The sequence below is a fragment of the Rhodococcus sp. DMF-1 genome, assembly GCF_021441945.1.
GTDB lineage: Bacteria > Actinomycetota > Actinomycetes > Mycobacteriales > Mycobacteriaceae > Rhodococcus > Rhodococcus ruber.
The window spans coordinates 175437-191176 of record NZ_CP090442.1 but is presented as its reverse complement, the minus strand read 5'-3'; the positions used below and the strand labels follow the sequence as shown (position 1 = coordinate 191176).

The window sequence follows — 15740 nt, the reverse complement described above, 5'->3', positions numbered from 1 at the left end:
GCTAGGTGATGATTCGTCAGCCTAGCGGCCGAGCGACCGCAGGTGGGGGCGAGCGTCAGACGGCGCGGTAGCTGCTCCAGTCGGCGACGACGCCGCGTGTGCTGAGCCAGGCGTTGGGGTCGGTCTTGCCGCCGGCCTGATCCCACACCTCGAAGTGCAGGTGCGGTCCGGTGGACCAGCCCCGGTTGCCGACGGTGGCGATCTGCTGACCGGCGGTGACCCGCTGGCCGGCGCTGACCTGGTAGGTGTCCACGTGGCCGTAGACCGCGGTGGTGCCGTCGTCGTTGAGGACGCGCACCCACTGGCCGTAGCCGGAAGCGGCGCCCGCGTCGAGCACGGTGCCGTCGGCGGCGGACTTGATGGGGGTGCCGATGGGGGCGGCGATGTCGATGCCGCCGTGGTGGCTGCCCCAGCGGGGGCCGAAGTCCGAGGTGAGCGTGCCCGAGACGGGCTGCACGGTGGCGGGCTTGGCCGGGTTGAGGTTGTTCAGCCAGCCCTGACCCGTGGCGAACTGGTCGACCAGGGCGTCGAGCTCCGGCGGCAGGGCGGGAGCGGCGGCATGCCCGTGGCCGTGTTCGTCGGCGGGGGCGGGCGCTCCGGGCAGCTGCGGGAGCTCGAAGCCCTCGGGCAGCAGACCCTGGGGCACCTCGAAGGGCAGCGTGCCGGTCTGAGCGGGGGCGGGGGCGGCACTGGCCGTGCCGGCGGTGAGCTGCGCGCCGACGGCGAAGAAGGCGCCGGTGGCGGCGGCGACGGTGGCGGCCTTCACGGGCGCCGACGGGCCGGCGGGCTCGACGCGGTGCCGGCCGCGGCCGGAGGACGCACCGGACAGGTCCATCTCGAAGGTGGTCGCCTCGTCGCCTGCCCGCTGGTGCCGTCCCACAGTTGCTACCTCATCCGTCGTCCGTTGCGCGCCGGGTGACCCCCGGCCGTTTCTGGCGACTCAAAGTAACAAAACGATATAGGCCAGCGCCAGCGTTACGTTTCGGACACCGTCGCGGTGGGTAGGGCGGCCGACGCCGCGGCGCCGTCGTCGGCTGTCGCGCTTCCCGCGCCCTCGTGAACAGCGGAAACCCGTCCTGCGGTGGGCACGACACGGCGGAAGCGTCCACCGGACCCCGACGCCGCGTCCCACTCCCGCACAACCGGCCGGAGCCGCCTCCGGTTATGTGATTGTGATCACAGCGGTTCGCCTGCCGCCTCAGCCGACATACGCGAGGGGCGCGTCGGGGACATAGTCGACGCACGAGAGCAACGGCGTCGGCGACGGGCTGAGGTAGCCGGTATCGAATGCCTGGATGCGCTGCTCGACGGTGCCGTGGGTGCGCTCCGGCCCCTTGTCCTCCCCCACCGCGGCGAACGCCCGCCCCAGTGATGCCAGGTCGGCCTGCTCGATCGTGACGCCGAGATCCCGTTCGGAGTACGCGACGAAGGCGCCCGATCCGCAGTCGGCCTGGTTCTCGTACGGGATTGCGCTGTTGGGTTCTGCCGGGTCGGGCTGCGGCAGCCCCAGCATCGTCTGGAAGTGATGCGTCACCTCATGGCTCAGCACCGCGGCAACGGCGATCTCCCCGTAGTCACTCACCAGTTCCCTCGCCGCCTTCTCGCCGATGTAGAGGCTGCGGTCGGCCGCGCAGTACATCAGCGAGTTCTCGTCGTAGGCGCAGCCGGGCGCCGCCTCCCCCGGCTTCCCGGCCGATACCGCGTAGTAGGCGTTCGGATGCGGCATGTCCGTATAGGTGGCGTCGATCCACGACTCGATCGACGGAAGGAAGCACTGCACATACGGTCCCATCATCTCCGTCGTGTACTGCCCGGTGGGCCCGGCGGCGAACGGACACTCCGCCGTGGGCGAAAGCTGTTGCAGTGCAGCCTCGTCCTCCGCGGCGGCCGGAGCGACGGCACCGAGGGCGGGCACCACGGCGACGACGGCCACGGCGGCGAGGCGGATCGTGCACGAAACGGAACGAGGCATGAGCACTCCCGGGGGACGAGGATTCGGCTTGCGGATCCACCCTCCGGCGTGCGGGGGTCTCGATCCAGGGCTCTTCGGGCTGCGCCCCGTCACCCCGAGGGGGACGTTTCCCACCCCCGGGATCACTGGCCGCACCTCCGCCGGGATGCGCCCGACTGCCGCCGCCGGGGTGCGCCCGACTGCCGCCGCCGGGGTGCGCCCGACTGCCGCCGCCGGGGTGCGCCCGACCGAATGTCACATGCGTTCGGCTGGATCGACGGCGTGTGACATTCGGTCGGGCGGAGTGGCCGGGCGGAGTGGGCGGGTACAACCGCTGCGCCCCAGGTCCGCGACCGTTTCACACCGGTACCCCGATCCCGGCTACACTCACACCGCGCATCGAATCGAACCGGTTCACCGCGCGCCGCCCTCGTAGCTCAGGGGATAGAGCACGGCTCTCCTAAAGCCGGTGTCGCAGGTTCGAATCCTGCCGGGGGCACACGGGAACGCCGGCCGAGTTCCGCTGCCGGCCCTGGATCAGTCGACCTTCGCTTCAGGGGCGACGTCGAGCCGCAGGTACGACCGGACGCCGAACAGGCGGTGCATCCTTCTCGATGCCGGTGTCAGATGCGGTTCCGCTTCCGCTGCGGGCACGATCACGGGAGCGACGACGTCGTAGCGCACGCCGGCCTGCTCGAGGGTGCAGCCCCCACCGGCCAGGACGTTGCGGCACCAGTCGACGTCGGTGCCGTAGGGCAGATGGACGAAGAACGACTGTCCGGCTCGTTCCGCCCAGACCGGGGTGACGTACGGCTTCCCGGATCGGCGGCCGACGTGGTGCACCGCGGTGACCGTCGCCCCTCTCCTCTTCAGGATCACCGGGTTGAGGACGGACTTGTTGTACCGGCGCACGGCAGTCAGGGCGGGCTTCCAACGCGAGCGCCACACGGCGACACGCACCACCGTGAAGGCTGTGTCGACGACGAGCACGGCGCCGTCGTACACCCGCTCGGCCAGTCGCCGGAGCACGGACCGGCCGGTCGCAGCTCCACCCTCGTCACTCACGGGGGATATCGGCCTTGCTCGCCGTGTCGGCCGAGCGGCCGTCGGCATCCGGTCCGTCCGCGGAGTTCGCCCACCGGAGGAACCTCGCTGCGAGGTCGGCACGTAGTTCAGCGAAGAGGTCGCCGTCCCGCGCGGGGTCCAGGTGCTCGACGGTGTCCAGGTGCGCCCGTACCGTCACGGATTCGTCGCCGCGAAGGCTGGCGATCCACCGCTCCACCGGGCCGGGCGGAGCGGGAACCGGACGGGGCACCACCACGTACTTCTCGAAGACCTTCCGAAACCGCTCCCAGCATTCGTGTTCCTGCTGCAGGAGGTACCACGGCCACTCGACGACCCGCCCCCGGAGGCACACCCTCGTCGAGGGGCCGTACTCGAGCGGATTCCACTGTGGCGGACGCGTGAACACCACCTGCAGGTCCACACAGCCCCGGTCGCTGCCGGGTGTACTCATCAGCGACAGGGTGTGCAGGTTCCGACCGTCCCCGGGACACCGGTACCGGATCGCCGGCGCACCCTGGCACGGCGCGTAGTAGCTTGCCGGCACGATCGCCGCGCCGTCGACGATCCAGCCGACGGACAGATCCTCGTGGCCGTGCTCGAAGGAGATCAGCACGGTTTCGGAGAAGTCGATCTGCCGGCCGACCCACACCCCGCGTCGGCAGAGCGACGGCGTCTTCGTGTAGTCCTCGGTCACGAGATGCCGCCCGGTTTCCGAGCGTTCCCGGGTCTTCTCGACGAGCGGGTAGGTCATTGCTCCCCCTCTCGGCTTACTCGACTCCACGGTAGACCGAAGAGCAGGCGGCGGAGCCGGTTTCCTGCTGCGGAGCGGACAGCTACCTGCTCAGTCCGATCGTCCGTGCGACTCGTACGCGGCCTGTTCCGCCGCCACGGCCTCGGCGACGTGCGCTTCGGCGGCGGCGGCGTCCACCCCGAGACCGCCGAGAACGCCGCTGCCGTTCTCGTGGTCGAGCAGGGCGAGGAGGATGTGCTCGGTGCCGATGTAGTTGTGCCCGAGCCGCAGCGCCTGCCGGAAGGTCAGTTCCAGCACTTTCCGGGCGCGCGCGTCGTAGGGGATCAGGTCGGGCACATCCCCCGTCGCCGGCGGGAGCGTCGCCGCCACGGCGCGACGGACCGCGTCCGGCGACACATCCTGCGCGACGAGCGCGCGCATCGCGAGGGCTTCGGGTTCGCTCAGCAGACCGAGCACGAGATGCTCCGGGGCGATCTCGGCATTGCCGGCCGCCCGGGCCTCGTTCTGTGCCGCCACGACGACGTTCCGGGCACGTTCGGTGAATCGGCTGAAGCCTTGTTCGGAATCGAGATCGGCGGACCCCTTGGGCACGAAACGTTTCTGGGCCGCCTGCTTGGTGACGCCCATACTGCGGCCGATGTCGGTCCAGGACGCGCCGGAGCGACGGGCCCGGTCGACGAAGTGGCCGATCAGGTGGTCGGCGACCTTTCCGAGATGCTCGGCGGCGAGAACGGCGTCCGTCAGTTGTTCGAGGGCATCGGAGTGGACCTTCTCGATGGCGTCGATGAGGTCGTCCAGCCGCACGGGATTGCTCATGGGGATCGGATTCGTCATTCGTCAACCATAGGTTGACGCATGACGCTCGTCAACGCTCGGTTGACGACGATTCCGGCGTGCCTCCCACGTGCGCCGACTCCGGGTACCGTCGTCGCATGGACCCCGATGTCCGCACCGGCCCCGGCCGCCGCCGCGAGCCCCTCATCGCACCCAGCCTGGCCTCGGGCGACCTGGCGCGTCTCGCGGACGAGGCGCGGATCGTGGCCGGTGGATCCGACCGCGGAGCCGACTGGCTGCACATCGACGTGATGGACGGGCACTTCGTCCCCAACCTCACCTTCGGGCTGCCGGTCGTGCGGTCCCTCGCCCGGCACACGCCGCTGCCGCTCGACTGTCACCTGATGATCGAGGACCCCGACCGGTGGGCAGTCGACTACGCCGAGGCCGGCGCGTACAACGTCTCCGTGCACATCGAGGCGACCCGCGACCCGATCGCCCTCGCCGGTCGCCTGCGAGCCGCCGGCGCCCGTGCCGGTCTCGCGTTCGCACCGCAGACCCCGCTCGAACCGCACCTCGGCACGCTCGCGCACTTCGGCACGCTCCTGGTGATGAGCGTGCCGCCGGGTTTCAACGGTCAACGGTTCATTCCCGAGATGCTCCACAAGGTGCGCACGGCGCGACGCCTGGTCGACGCAGGTGAACTCGACCTGCTCATCGAGGTCGACGGAGGGGTGAACCTCGACACCATCGGGGCTGCGGCGACGGCCGGTGCCGACTGCTTCGTGGCCGGCACGGCCGTCTACGGCACGGACGACCCGGCCCGCGCCGTGCGCCTGCTGCGCGAGAAGGCCCGGGCGGCGTACGGGAGACCGTGACACACGGGAGACCGTGGCACACGGGAGGCAGCGACGAACGCGAAACGGGCGCCGAGAGACATCCCGGCGCCCGTCGTGACGGCTCAGCTACCCAGCGCGTCGATCGCCGCCTGCAACCGCCGCGCGGCCTCGTCGGCGACCGGCTGCAGCTCGGGGTCTTCGGCCACCTGCACCATCAACTGCGGATTCATGGCTTCGACGTGGACCGTGCCGGAGTCCTCCGGATCGCGCCGGACGACGACGTTGCACGGCAGCAGCAGCCCGATCTGCCGGTTGGCCGACACGGCCCGGTGCGCGAGCGGCGGGTTGCACGCCCCGAGAATGACGTACGGCTCCATGTCGACGTCGATCTTGGTCTTCAGGGTGGCCTGCATGTCGATCTCGGTGAGCACCCCGAAGCCTTGCTCCTTCAGTGCCGCACGAGTGCGCTCGACGACGTCGTCGAGCGGGGCGCGCAGCGTGGTGGCGAGGGCGAGTGTCATAGCGCTCCTTCGTGATTCGCTGATGTCAGGCGAGCGCGAGGAAGAGCTTCTCGAGTTCCTCCTCGGTCAGCTTGTCGACGCAGGTGTCGTCCTGCTCGTCGAGGACGCACTGCCGCAACCGGGTGGCGACGATCTTGAAGCCGGCCCGGTCCAGGGCACGCGAGACCGCGGCGAGCTGGGTGACCACCTCGCGGCACTCGCGCCCGCTCTCGATCATGGAGATGACCCCGGCGAGCTGGCCCTGCGCGCGACGCAGCCGGTTGAGAACCTGGGTGGTGGATTCTGCGGCATTCACGGTGTTAACTGTCATGGTCGGCCCCTTCATACTGAAGATGAACACATCATACCCCGTGGGGTATTCCCGCGCCCACCTTCCGACTCGATGCCGCCTCCCGGATCACGGGCCGCTCGATCCGGCGTCGCCTTCAGCGGCGACCGCCCCTGACCACCCGCTCCCCGGCCCGTTCCCAGGCGATCATGCCGCCACGCAGCGAGGCCACGGGCGCCTGCGCCTCCGGGGCGAACATCCGCGCGGCGCTGGCCGACCGCATGCCGGAGTGACAGACGAACACCACCGGCCGGTTGCGGACGATCCGCGCCGCGCGCGTGGGGACCTGGGACAGCTCGCAGTGCTGTGCGACGGGCGCGTGCCCGGACCGGTACTCGGCGGCGGACCGCACGTCGACGAGGACCGCCCCGGCCTCGAGCAGCTCGCGTGCGCGACGGACGTCGACCGTCTCGTAGGGTTTGGCGAAGCGCGCCTTGACCTTCTCGAGCAGGCTCATCGGGTGCCACCCTGCTCGACCGGGTGACCGGCCCGCAGCCAGCCCTTGGTGCCGCCGGCGACCGAGACCGCAGGCCGCCCGGACGCGGACACGATGTCCGCCCCGCGCAGGCTGCGATTACCGGAGGCGCAGACGACGTAGACGAGGTCGGCTCCCGGGATCTCGGCGAGTCGGGACCCGAGTTCGCCGAGCGGAATCCACTGGGCGCCGGGCACGTGCGCCTGCTCGTACTCGTAGTCCTCGCGCACGTCCACCACGGTCGCGCCGGACTTCCACGCGTCGGCGAATGCGGTGATGTCGATTTCCCTCATGTCCACTCCTCGGCCCACACCGGTGGGCATCGTGCCGTCGTTCGAGGTTCATACCCCGAGGGGTACTACATACCCTAGGGGGTATATGCAGATCTGTCCACCGTCCCCGCCCGGGCGACGGCCGCCCGGGTCCGGCGCCGCGACCGTTCCGGTAGCGTCCGAGACGATCCCCGACCCGATGCACCTGGGAGGAATCGCCGATGAGCGAGGGACCCGTGGCGCCGCAGCCCGGCGCGGGCCGTGCCCGTCAGAACGTCATCTACCGGGCCGGAGTGCTCGGGCGTACTCCCCCGGTGCCGACCGACTTCGCCGGGCTGGAACGTCTGGCGCGACGGAAGACGAGCCGCCGCGGCTGGGCCTACATCGCCGGGGGCGCCGGTGAAGGCGCGACGATGCGCGCCAACCGGGAGGCGTTCGACCGCTGGAAGATCGTCCCCCGCGTCCTGCGCGACGTCTCCCACCGCGACCTGAGCGTCGAACTGTTCGGCCGCACCCTGCCCGCCCCGGTCCTGCTGGCGCCGGTCGGCGCCGCCGAACTCGCGCATCCCGACGCCGACGTCGCGATCGGTGGCGCGGCGGCCGAACTCGGTGTGCCCTACATCCTCTCCAACCAGGGCTGCGCGCCGATGGAGGCCACCGCGGCGGCGATGGGAGATGCCCCACGCTGGTTCCAGTTGTACTGGAGCAGCGACGACGACCTCGTCGACAGCCTGCTCGCGCGCGCGAAGGCGATCGGCGCGGACGCCGTGGTCGTCACGTTGGACACCACCCTGCTGGGCTGGCGGCCGCAGGATCTCAACCTCGGTTCCCTGCCGTTCGCCCGCGGCGAGGGGATCGCCCAGTACACCTCGGACCCGACGTTCGTGCGCATCGTCCGCGACCGCATCGCGGCGGCCGCCGGTGCCCGTCCCGAGGTGGAGGTGACCCTCGGCGCGATCAGGTCACTGCTCTCGATGAGCCGGCGCTACCCCGGCCGCCTCCTCGACAACCTCCGCTCCCCCGAACCCCGGGCCGCGGTCGAGACGTTCCTCGACATCTACTCGCGACCCTCCCTGACGTGGACGGAGATCGAGTCGCTGCGCGAACGCACCGATCTCCCCGTGCTGCTCAAGGGCATCCTCCATCCGGACGACGCCCGCCGTGCCCTCGACGCCGGGGCCGACGGCATCATCGTCTCCAACCACGGCGGCCGCCAGGTCGACGGCGCGATCGCCGCCCTCGATGCCCTGGTCGGCATCGTCCCCGCCGTCGACAGCCGGGTGCCGGTACTGCTCGACAGCGGAATCCGCACCGGATCGGATGTGTTCAAGGCGCTCGCGCTCGGCGCCGACGCGGTCACCGTCGGCCGCCCCCACCTGTACGGCCTGGCCGTCGGCGGCCGGGACGGAGCCCGCGACGCCGTCGCGAACATCATTGCCGAGTTCGACCTGACGCTCGGGCTCAGCGGGCTGACGTCGGTGAAGGAGATCACCGCGGACGCGGTGACCCGCACGTGACCGGTGCACACCGGATGCCGATCTTCGACGCCCACTTCCACATCGTCGATCCCCGCTTCCCGGTGATCCCGAACCAGGGATACGTGCCCCCGCCGTTCACGGTGACCGACTATCTCGAGCGGGTCCGCGGGCTCGGCGTCACCGGTGGCGTCGTCGTGTCCGGCTCCTTCCACGGCTTCGACCAGAGCTACCTGCTGGACGCCCTCGCGCTGCTCGGACCCGGCTTCGTGGGAGTCACCCAGCTGCCGGCGACCGTGACCGACGACGAGATCACGCGGCTGAACGACGCCGGGGTGCGGGGCATCCGGTTCAACCTGCGCCGCGGCGGTTCGGAATCCGCCGACCACCTCGGCACGCTCGCCCGCCGGGTGCACGACGTCGCCGGCTGGCACACCGAGTTGTACGTCGACGCGCGCACACTGCCCACCCTGACCGGGACGATCGCCGCCCTCCCCGCGGTCAGCATCGACCACCTGGGCCTGTCCGCCGCCGGACTTCCCCACCTGGCGGCACTCGTCGACCGCGGGGTCCGGGTCAAGGCGACCGGTTTCGGCCGAGTCGACTTCGACGTCGCCCCCGTGCTGCGCGCCGTGGCCGACCGGAATCCCCACGCCCTGATGTTCGGCACCGATCTACCGTCCACCCGGGCCCCGCGGCCGTTCCTCGACGCGGACGTCGAGATCGTCACCGACACCCTGGGCCCGGAACTCGCCGCGCGGGCACTCCACGACAATGCCGCGCAGTTCTACCGCGTGCGTTGACATCCCCGGCAACCAAGATCTGCGAAACGTCGTCTGCTCCGCCGTCCGCGATCTACACTCGGGGGCGTCATTCGGTGCGCGGGGCGCGCCGCCGGCGGGGCGCGGCGGTCGGCACCCGGACGTGACATTCCGATCCCAGGAGCATCAGCATGAGCGCCGCCCGAACCACCCGAGCAATCCTCGCCACCGCCGCGCCGATCGCGGCCGCCGTCCTGTTCGCCGGCAGCGCCGGCGCCGCACCGCCCCAATCCCTCGGCACGGCACTGACCTTCGGATGCCTCAACCAGGGCAGCCTGGCCTCGATCACGGCGGTCACCGCGCAGGCCGGACCGGAGGCGAATCCCGGGATCCCACCCGGGCACGTACTGTTCTCCACCGCACCGGGACTGGGTCCCATGCCTGCCGCCGGGCAGGTGTCGGTCGCGTGGCTCAATCAGAGCACCGGCCAGGCGGGGATCGTCGACCTCGAGGGGACGTACCCGAACCTGGCGAAGGTGGTGAACACCGGTCCGGGCACCGTGCTCACCACCGTGTTCGGTTCGGTGAACCTGAGCAGCGGCCCGATCTGCAATTCGACACCGGCCGTGGGGACGGTGACCGTCGGCTGACTTCGTCGGAATTCAGCGCGGGCTGTACATGATCAGCGCCACGCCGAGCAGACAGACGAGCGCCCCGGCCACGTCCCACCGGTCGGGGCGGAAGCCGTCGACGATCATCGCCCACCCGAGGGATCCGGCGACGAACACTCCGCCGTAGGCGGCCAGGATGCGGCCGAAGTTCGCATCCGGCTGCAGCGTTGCCACCATCCCGTACGCGCCGAGCGCGATCACCCCGGCCCCGACCCAGATCCAGCCGCGCTGTTCCCGGATCCCCTGCCACACGAGCCAGGCGCCGCCGATCTCGAACAGCGCCGCCACGGCGAACAGGGCGAGGGACTTCGCGATACTCACGCGAAGCACCCTACGGCGTTGCACGGCTCCGGTGCGGGGCGCCCGCACCGGAGCCGGCCCGGAACATGGTCAGGTTCGGCTCACCGCGCGCGGGCGCGGTACCAGCCGGGGCACGCGGGCGCTGTAGTCGCGGTACCGGTCGCCGAACGTCTCGGTCAGATCGTGTTCCTCGAACCGCAGTGCGACGAGGATGTATCCGGTGGTGACGGCGGCGAACAGCAGGTGCCCCACGCTCATCGTCGGCGCCACCCAGAACGCGATCAGGAAACCCAGATACAGCGGATGGCGCACCACCCGGTACAGCATCGGGGTGCGGAACTCGGCTTCGGCCGGCGACTTCCCGGCGAAGTTCCGCAGCACCTGGCGCAGGCCGAACAGGTCGAAGTGGTCGATCGCGAACGTCGATGCGAGCACGAGACCCCATCCGGCGAACGACACCGCGTACAGGGCCACGCGCACCGGGGTCGCGTCCACGTCCCAGACCTCCTGTGGCAGCGGACGCCACTGCCACATCACCAGCGCGAGGGCGGCGGTGGCGAACAGCACGAACGTGGAGCGTTCGATCGGTTGCGGGACGATGCGGGTCCACCGGCGCTTGAACCACGGCCGGGCCATCACCGAATGCTGAACGGCGAACACGGACAACAGGGCCAGGTTCACCATCACGGCCACGACGACGGGCGTCTGCGGCCCCTCGTCGATGGTGCGGGGCACCACGAGACCTTCGACCCACCCGATCGAGTACAGGAACACCGCGAAGAACACGGCGTAGGCGACCGCGCCGTACGCGGTCATCAGGGTACGGCTCAGGCCACCCCTGTCGGTCGTCTGCAACATCGTGAACCTTCCTCCTCCGGGCGCGGCGCCCGTGCCACAGTCGGCGGATGTGCCGTGTGACCACGGTGCGCCGACGCGGCGGAGGAGGACAGGCACCCCGGGGTGAGTTTTCCGGCACCCCGGCGGTCGTCCACCGCCCGGACTTGCTCGCACTTTCGGTATCTGCCCACGCCGTGGCCTGGGCGAATTCCGAAGATGCGAGCGAGTTCTTCCCCGTGCGGGCGCGCCGGAGCCTGTGCGCGAGACGCTCTGCCGCGCAGGGTGTCCGGACGGCGTGCCGCAGGCCCGCTGCGATGGCTACCAGTACCGGTGCCGCTTTCCGTCGGTGTCGGCGACGAAGACGATCGCGTCGGCGCCGTCCAGGTCGGCCGGGCCCAGCGGGATGTGGCCGGGCACGATCGGTGGGCCCGGGACGATCGACGGGTCGAGCGCGGCGCGCAGAGCCGGCGCCGGGAACAGGGCGCGTCGGGTCGTCGCCTCGGTCAGCACACGCTGAAGGGTGCCCGGCTCGCTGTGCGGGGCGGCGTCGGTCGCCACGACGAGGTAGCGCTCGCCGAGGGCGAGCCCGACGTGCGCGCCGGCGCTTCCCCACTGCGCCCCGTCCTCGCCGGCCTGCATGCGGGACTGCGCGCGTTGCAGGTGCGCATTGTGCGCGAACACCAGGACGGGTCCGCGTCGCCGCTCCTGCGCGACGATCGCGAGCAGGTTCTCGGCCATCATCTCGGCGCGCACGCCGAGCAGGGTGGCGATGCGATCGGGGGCGGGATGGGCCATGGCCGCGTGATAGCGCAACAGGCCCCGGGCGGTGCGCGCGTGCGCGACGGCCCGGTCGTAACCGGCCGGGTCGGCGGCACGCAGGGCCGGTGCCGCGCGCCGCAGCGCGCCGGCGATGTCGTCGGCGACGACGCGCAGAGCGCGGGCACGATCGGAATCGCCGACGGACGCCGCCGGGTCGAACATGGCCGCCTGGTCGGTCCAGTCCGCGTCCTCGCCGAGGAGGGCGTCGAGGTCGTGGACCGATCGGGGGCGCAGCGCCGCGGGCAGGTAGTCCCCGGCCCGGACCAGGGTGTGTCGCGGGCTCGGTGCACCGGAGTACTCCACCGGCGCATCGAAGCCGTGGAAGCGAACCCGATCCTGCGGCGCGCACCCGGCGTTGTGCGCGCGGAGCCACTCCACGAGTTCCCGGTTTCCCGGCACGGCGCCGAACCCGTGGCTGAATCCGGTCGCGAGCACCGTGTCGATCTCTCCTGGCGCCCCGGCCGCGTAGTCGTCGACGACGGAGGCGGCGAAGAAGTCGGTCTCCAGAACGATCGACCGGAACCCCCGTTCGACGAGGTGAGCGAGCAGTTCGTTACGCAGCAGCGGGAACGCCTCGATCCCGTGGGTCGGCTCACCGAGGGCCAACAGGACCGGCGGCTCGCTCCGCGCGGCGAGCAGCTCGTCGAGGGCACGGTCCACGCCGGCCGGGTCGTCGAGCGGACGGCCGATCCCGCGCAGTGATACGGCAGATGACATGACACTCCTTTACGGAAGGAACTGCCCTCGACGCTATCGTTGAAGAATCGAGTGAAGCTTCTGCGAACTCGACCTGCGATCGGCAGATCGAACCTTCAAACCGGAGGTGCGCGGTGCGACCCGTCGACCTGGCCCGGCAACACGGGTTGTCCGCACAGGCGATCCGCAACTACGACGACGCGGGAGTCTTCCCCCCGACCGAGCGCAGCGAGGCCGGCTACCGGCGCTACACGCCCCTGCATGCACAGGCGCTGCGCACCTTCCTCGCGTTGCGCGGGGGCCACGGACACCGGCCGGCGACGGAGATCATGCACGCGACCAATCGCGGCGACACCGAATCCGCCTACCGGCTCGTCGATGCCGCGCACGCCGCGCTGCTCGCCGAACGTGACACCCGCATCGAGGTGGCGACCGCTCTGGACGCCCTGGCCACCGCGACATCGACCCCCGTGCGCGGTCGACCGCTGACGGTGGGTGAGCTCGCGCGCCGGCTCCGCGTGCACCCGGCCACGTTGCGCACCTGGGAATCCCACGGCATTCTGCGGCCCGACCGCGACCGGGCCACGGGCTACCGCGAATACGGGCCGGAGTGCGTGCGCGATGCCGAGATCGCACGGCAGCTGCGGCGGGGCGGCTATCCGCTGACCCAGGTCGCCCGGTTCGTCGACTCCCTGCGCACGGCAGACGGCGCCGCCGCGTCGACGGCTTTTCTCGACGCCTGGCAGGACCGGCTGACCACGCGCAGCCGCGCTCTTCTCGCCGGCGCGGCCCAGCTCGACACCTACCTCACGATGCTCGAGCGGGCACGGCAGACGTAGCCGACGACCCCGCGCGGCCACGGATCCGGTTTCTACTGCGCGGGCCTCTTCACGTCCTGGGGGTCGATGTCGTCGCGCAGCCCGCGCCAGCTCGGATGCCAGAGCTTGCCGGCGTCGGTCCATTCCCGGAACCGCACCTCCCCCACCAGTTTCGGGGTCACCCACACAGCGTCCCGCGCGTCCTCGCGCGGAACGTCACCGGCGAAGGGGGTGGTGCGGCGCCGCAGACCGGCCAGGGCGACCGACAGATCGGCGAGCTCGGGTTCGTCGAAGCCGGTGCCGACACGGCCGACGTACTCCAGCCCGGCCTCGCCGTGCACGCCGACCAGCAGCGAGCCGAAGGTGCCGGCACGAGCCCCCTTCCCGAGGCGCCAGCCACCGATGACGACGTCCTGAGTGAGCCAGTTCTTCGACTTCACCCAGTCGGGGCTGCGCCGGCCCGGCACGTACACCGAGTTCCGCCGCTTGGCCACCACACCTTCCCAGCCGCGCCGGGTGCTCTCCTCGAGCGCCTCGGATCCGTTGCCGCGCAGCATGTCCGGCACGATCAATCCGTCGGTCGCGGCCGCGAGCGCGTCGAGCACGCGTCGCCGGTCGGCGTAGGGCTTGCGGTACAGGGTCACCCCGTCGAGGTAGAGGACGTCGAACACGAAGTACTGCGGGGTGCCGCCGGTCCGCAGCAACGGAAAGCTCGTGACTCCGCCGGGGTCGCACGCGACCACCTCCCCGTCGAGGACGACGTCGTGTCCGTCGAGGACGCGGGTGAGGTCGGCGAGGGCGGGGTAGTCGCCGGTGATGTCGCGGCCGGAGCGCGAATGCAGCCGCAGCTGCCCGTTCTCGATCTCGGCCACGGCGCGGTAGCCGTCCCACTTCCCTTCGAAGGCCCATTCGTCGGCGTCGAGACCGGTCACCTCACCCGGTGTCGCGAGCATGGGCTCGAGGTCGCGCGGAAATCCCGAGGGCGGACCCGCCTGTCCGCCCTGGTCTTTCATGCGGTGGGCGAGCCACTGGTTGCCCGCCGTGCGGATCAGCGCGTACCGGCCCCGCACCCGCGCGCCGTGCAGGCGCACGATCACCTCGTCGTCGCGCCACTTCTCGGTCTCGTAGCTGCCGGTGTCCCAGATCGTCATGCTGCCGGCGCCGTACTCCCCCTTGGGGATGACGCCGTGGAAGGTGAGGTACTCGAGCGGATGATCCTCGGTGCGCACCGCGAGGTTGTTGCGGCCCGGGTCGTCCGGCAGGTTCTTCGGTACCGCCCACGACGCGAGCACCCCGTCGCGTTCGAGCCTCAGGTCGTAGTGCAGCCGGCGGGCATGGTGTTCCTGGATGACGAAGGCGTTGCCCGGCCCGGAACCCACGGCGGCGGGAACGGGTTCGGGCGTGCGGGACGGGTCGCGTTTGCCCCGGTACTCGGTCAGGGCGTCGGGCTCGGGCCGCGGCGGGTCGAGGTCGGCGAGCGGGTCGGGAGCGGTGTCCAGTCGCGCGAGCACCTCGTCGAACCGCAACTGGCGCAGCCCGGGATCGTCGAGTTCGTCCCAGGTGCGGGGCGCGGCGACCCACGGTTGCTCGCGGCCGCGCAGGGAATACGGGGCGATGGTCGTCTTGGCCTGGTTGTTCTGGCTCCAGTCGAGGAACACCCGCCCGCCGCGTGCGGCCTTGGCCATCGTCGCGGTGACCAGGTCCGGATGCAGAGTCTCGAGGTTGATCGCCACCTGCTTCGCCACGGCCGACGCCCCACCCGGGGCGAGTTCGCGGTCGAGCGGAACATACAGGTGTATCCCCTTGCTGCCGCTGGTGACCGGGTAGGCCGGCCAGCCCAGCCCGCCGACCATGTCGCGCACCAGCCGGGCCACCTCGGCGCACTGGACCAGGGTGACCCCCTCCCCGGGGTCGAGGTCGAACACGATCCGCGTCGCAGGGCCCGGAACGGAACCCGCGAACCGCCACTGCGGCACGTGCAATTCGAGTGCCGCCTGCTGCCCGAGCCAGGCCAGCGCCGCGACGGAGTCGAAGACCGGATAGGTGACCGAACGCTGCTTGTGGTGAACCGTCTTACGGGTGAGCCACTTCGGCGCGTGGGAGGCGACGTTCTTCTCGAAGAACGACTCGCCGCCGACACCTTCGGGCCAGCGCTTGCGGGTGCCGGGCCGGCCCGCGACGTGCGGCAGCATCACCGGGGCCACGGCCACGTAGTAGTCGACCACGTCGGCCTTCGTGGTGCCCGTCTCCGGGTAGAGCATCTTGTCGAGGTTCGTCAGGTTCAGACGACGGCCTTCGAACGTGCGGGTCGTCATCGCCTCATTGTGCCGAGCGCGGCCGGCGAGCGTGCAGTTCTCGCGCCGGCCTCCGCGTGTCGCCCGCGAAAA

The 15740-nt window shown here is 71.0% G+C and carries 18 protein-coding genes and 1 tRNA gene; 6 read left to right on the top strand and 13 right to left on the bottom strand.

The window, feature by feature from the left end; genetic code table 11:
• Positions 1-55: 55 nt before the first annotated feature.
• Both LZP97_RS01005 and LZP97_RS01000 read right to left on the bottom strand, forming a co-directional pair.
• Positions 56-880: a M23 family metallopeptidase gene (locus tag LZP97_RS01005; protein WP_017679408.1), complete on the bottom strand. Its 825-nt coding sequence runs from the start codon at positions 878-880 to the stop codon at positions 56-58.
• A gap of 318 nt (positions 881-1198) precedes the next feature.
• The gene (locus LZP97_RS01000; RefSeq protein ID WP_010593074.1) at positions 1199-1972 is read right to left on the bottom strand and encodes a neutral zinc metallopeptidase; all 774 of its coding nucleotides are present in this window, start codon (positions 1970-1972) and stop codon (positions 1199-1201) included.
• A gap of 405 nt (positions 1973-2377) precedes the next feature.
• On the opposite strand from LZP97_RS01000, the gene LZP97_RS00995 reads away from it, so the two are divergent.
• Positions 2378-2450: transfer RNA gene (locus LZP97_RS00995), tRNA-Arg, on the top strand.
• A gap of 38 nt (positions 2451-2488) precedes the next feature.
• On the opposite strand, the gene LZP97_RS00990 is transcribed toward LZP97_RS00995, so the two are convergent.
• The 3 genes from LZP97_RS00990 to LZP97_RS00980 all read right to left on the bottom strand — a co-directional run bounded on the left by LZP97_RS00990 (position 2489) and on the right by LZP97_RS00980 (position 4601).
• A complete protein-coding gene (locus tag LZP97_RS00990) occupies positions 2489-3016 on the bottom strand; it encodes a nitroreductase family deazaflavin-dependent oxidoreductase (protein WP_048774076.1) in 528 nt (175 codons plus the stop codon).
• A complete protein-coding gene (locus LZP97_RS00985) occupies positions 3009-3767 on the bottom strand; it encodes a hypothetical protein (protein ID WP_234574941.1) in 759 nt (252 codons plus the stop codon). Before LZP97_RS00985 ends, LZP97_RS00990 begins: the two co-directional genes overlap by 8 nt.
• A gap of 90 nt (positions 3768-3857) precedes the next feature.
• A complete protein-coding gene (locus LZP97_RS00980) occupies positions 3858-4601 on the bottom strand; it encodes a Clp protease N-terminal domain-containing protein (RefSeq protein WP_048774081.1) in 744 nt (247 codons plus the stop codon).
• Between the two features lie 98 nt (positions 4602-4699).
• Here LZP97_RS00980 and rpe point away from each other — a divergent pair, with 98 nt between their 5' ends.
• Entirely contained in the window at positions 4700-5419 is a 720-nt protein-coding gene (rpe, locus tag LZP97_RS00975; protein WP_048774083.1) for a ribulose-phosphate 3-epimerase, read from the top strand.
• An 83-nt stretch (positions 5420-5502) separates the two neighbouring features.
• On the opposite strand, the gene LZP97_RS00970 is transcribed toward rpe, so the two are convergent.
• From LZP97_RS00970 to LZP97_RS00955, 4 genes are all read right to left on the bottom strand, one after another.
• Positions 5503-5901, bottom strand: coding sequence for a DUF302 domain-containing protein (locus LZP97_RS00970; RefSeq protein ID WP_010593079.1), 399 nt, complete (start codon positions 5899-5901; stop codon positions 5503-5505).
• A gap of 25 nt (positions 5902-5926) precedes the next feature.
• A complete protein-coding gene (locus LZP97_RS00965; protein ID WP_040274363.1) occupies positions 5927-6211 on the bottom strand; it encodes a metal-sensitive transcriptional regulator in 285 nt (94 codons plus the stop codon).
• Between the two features lie 115 nt (positions 6212-6326).
• On the bottom strand, positions 6327-6686 hold the full coding sequence (locus LZP97_RS00960) for a rhodanese-like domain-containing protein (RefSeq protein WP_010593081.1): 360 nt from the start codon (positions 6684-6686) through the stop codon (positions 6327-6329).
• The gene (locus LZP97_RS00955; RefSeq protein ID WP_010593082.1) at positions 6683-6997 is read right to left on the bottom strand and encodes a rhodanese-like domain-containing protein; all 315 of its coding nucleotides are present in this window, start codon (positions 6995-6997) and stop codon (positions 6683-6685) included. Before LZP97_RS00955 ends, LZP97_RS00960 begins: the two co-directional genes overlap by 4 nt.
• A gap of 200 nt (positions 6998-7197) precedes the next feature.
• Between LZP97_RS00955 and LZP97_RS00950 the strand changes: the two genes are divergently transcribed.
• The 3 genes from LZP97_RS00950 (at position 7198) to LZP97_RS00940 (ending at position 9862) form a co-directional block, all read left to right on the top strand.
• Positions 7198-8493, top strand: a complete 1296-nt coding sequence (locus tag LZP97_RS00950) for a lactate 2-monooxygenase (RefSeq protein ID WP_010593083.1) — start codon at positions 7198-7200, stop codon at positions 8491-8493.
• Positions 8490-9254 (top strand): amidohydrolase family protein, encoded by a 765-nt coding sequence (locus tag LZP97_RS00945; protein WP_017679401.1) that lies wholly within the window; start codon positions 8490-8492, stop codon positions 9252-9254. Before LZP97_RS00950 ends, LZP97_RS00945 begins: the two co-directional genes overlap by 4 nt.
• 149 nt (positions 9255-9403) lie before the next feature.
• Positions 9404-9862 (top strand): hypothetical protein, encoded by a 459-nt coding sequence (locus tag LZP97_RS00940; RefSeq protein ID WP_010593085.1) that lies wholly within the window; start codon positions 9404-9406, stop codon positions 9860-9862.
• Positions 9863-9874: 12 nt separating this feature from the next.
• On the opposite strand, the gene LZP97_RS00935 is transcribed toward LZP97_RS00940, so the two are convergent.
• From LZP97_RS00935 to LZP97_RS00925, 3 genes are all read right to left on the bottom strand, one after another.
• Positions 9875-10204, bottom strand: a complete 330-nt coding sequence (locus LZP97_RS00935) for a YnfA family protein (protein WP_010593086.1) — start codon at positions 10202-10204, stop codon at positions 9875-9877.
• A 69-nt stretch (positions 10205-10273) separates the two neighbouring features.
• Positions 10274-11041 carry a methanethiol S-methyltransferase gene (gene mddA / locus LZP97_RS00930; protein WP_010593087.1) on the bottom strand — a complete coding sequence of 256 codons (768 nt, stop codon included), beginning with the start codon at positions 11039-11041 and terminating at the stop codon, positions 10274-10276.
• Positions 11042-11338: 297 nt separating this feature from the next.
• Positions 11339-12556, bottom strand: coding sequence for an erythromycin esterase family protein (locus tag LZP97_RS00925; RefSeq protein WP_048774087.1), 1218 nt, complete (start codon positions 12554-12556; stop codon positions 11339-11341).
• A gap of 113 nt (positions 12557-12669) precedes the next feature.
• Between LZP97_RS00925 and LZP97_RS00920 the strand changes: the two genes are divergently transcribed.
• Positions 12670-13374 (top strand): MerR family transcriptional regulator, encoded by a 705-nt coding sequence (locus LZP97_RS00920; RefSeq protein ID WP_010593089.1) that lies wholly within the window; start codon positions 12670-12672, stop codon positions 13372-13374.
• A gap of 32 nt (positions 13375-13406) precedes the next feature.
• On the opposite strand, the gene LZP97_RS00915 is transcribed toward LZP97_RS00920, so the two are convergent.
• Positions 13407-15668: an ATP-dependent DNA ligase gene (locus LZP97_RS00915; RefSeq protein WP_048774089.1), complete on the bottom strand. Its 2262-nt coding sequence runs from the start codon at positions 15666-15668 to the stop codon at positions 13407-13409.
• Between the last annotated feature and the right edge of the window lie 72 nt (positions 15669-15740).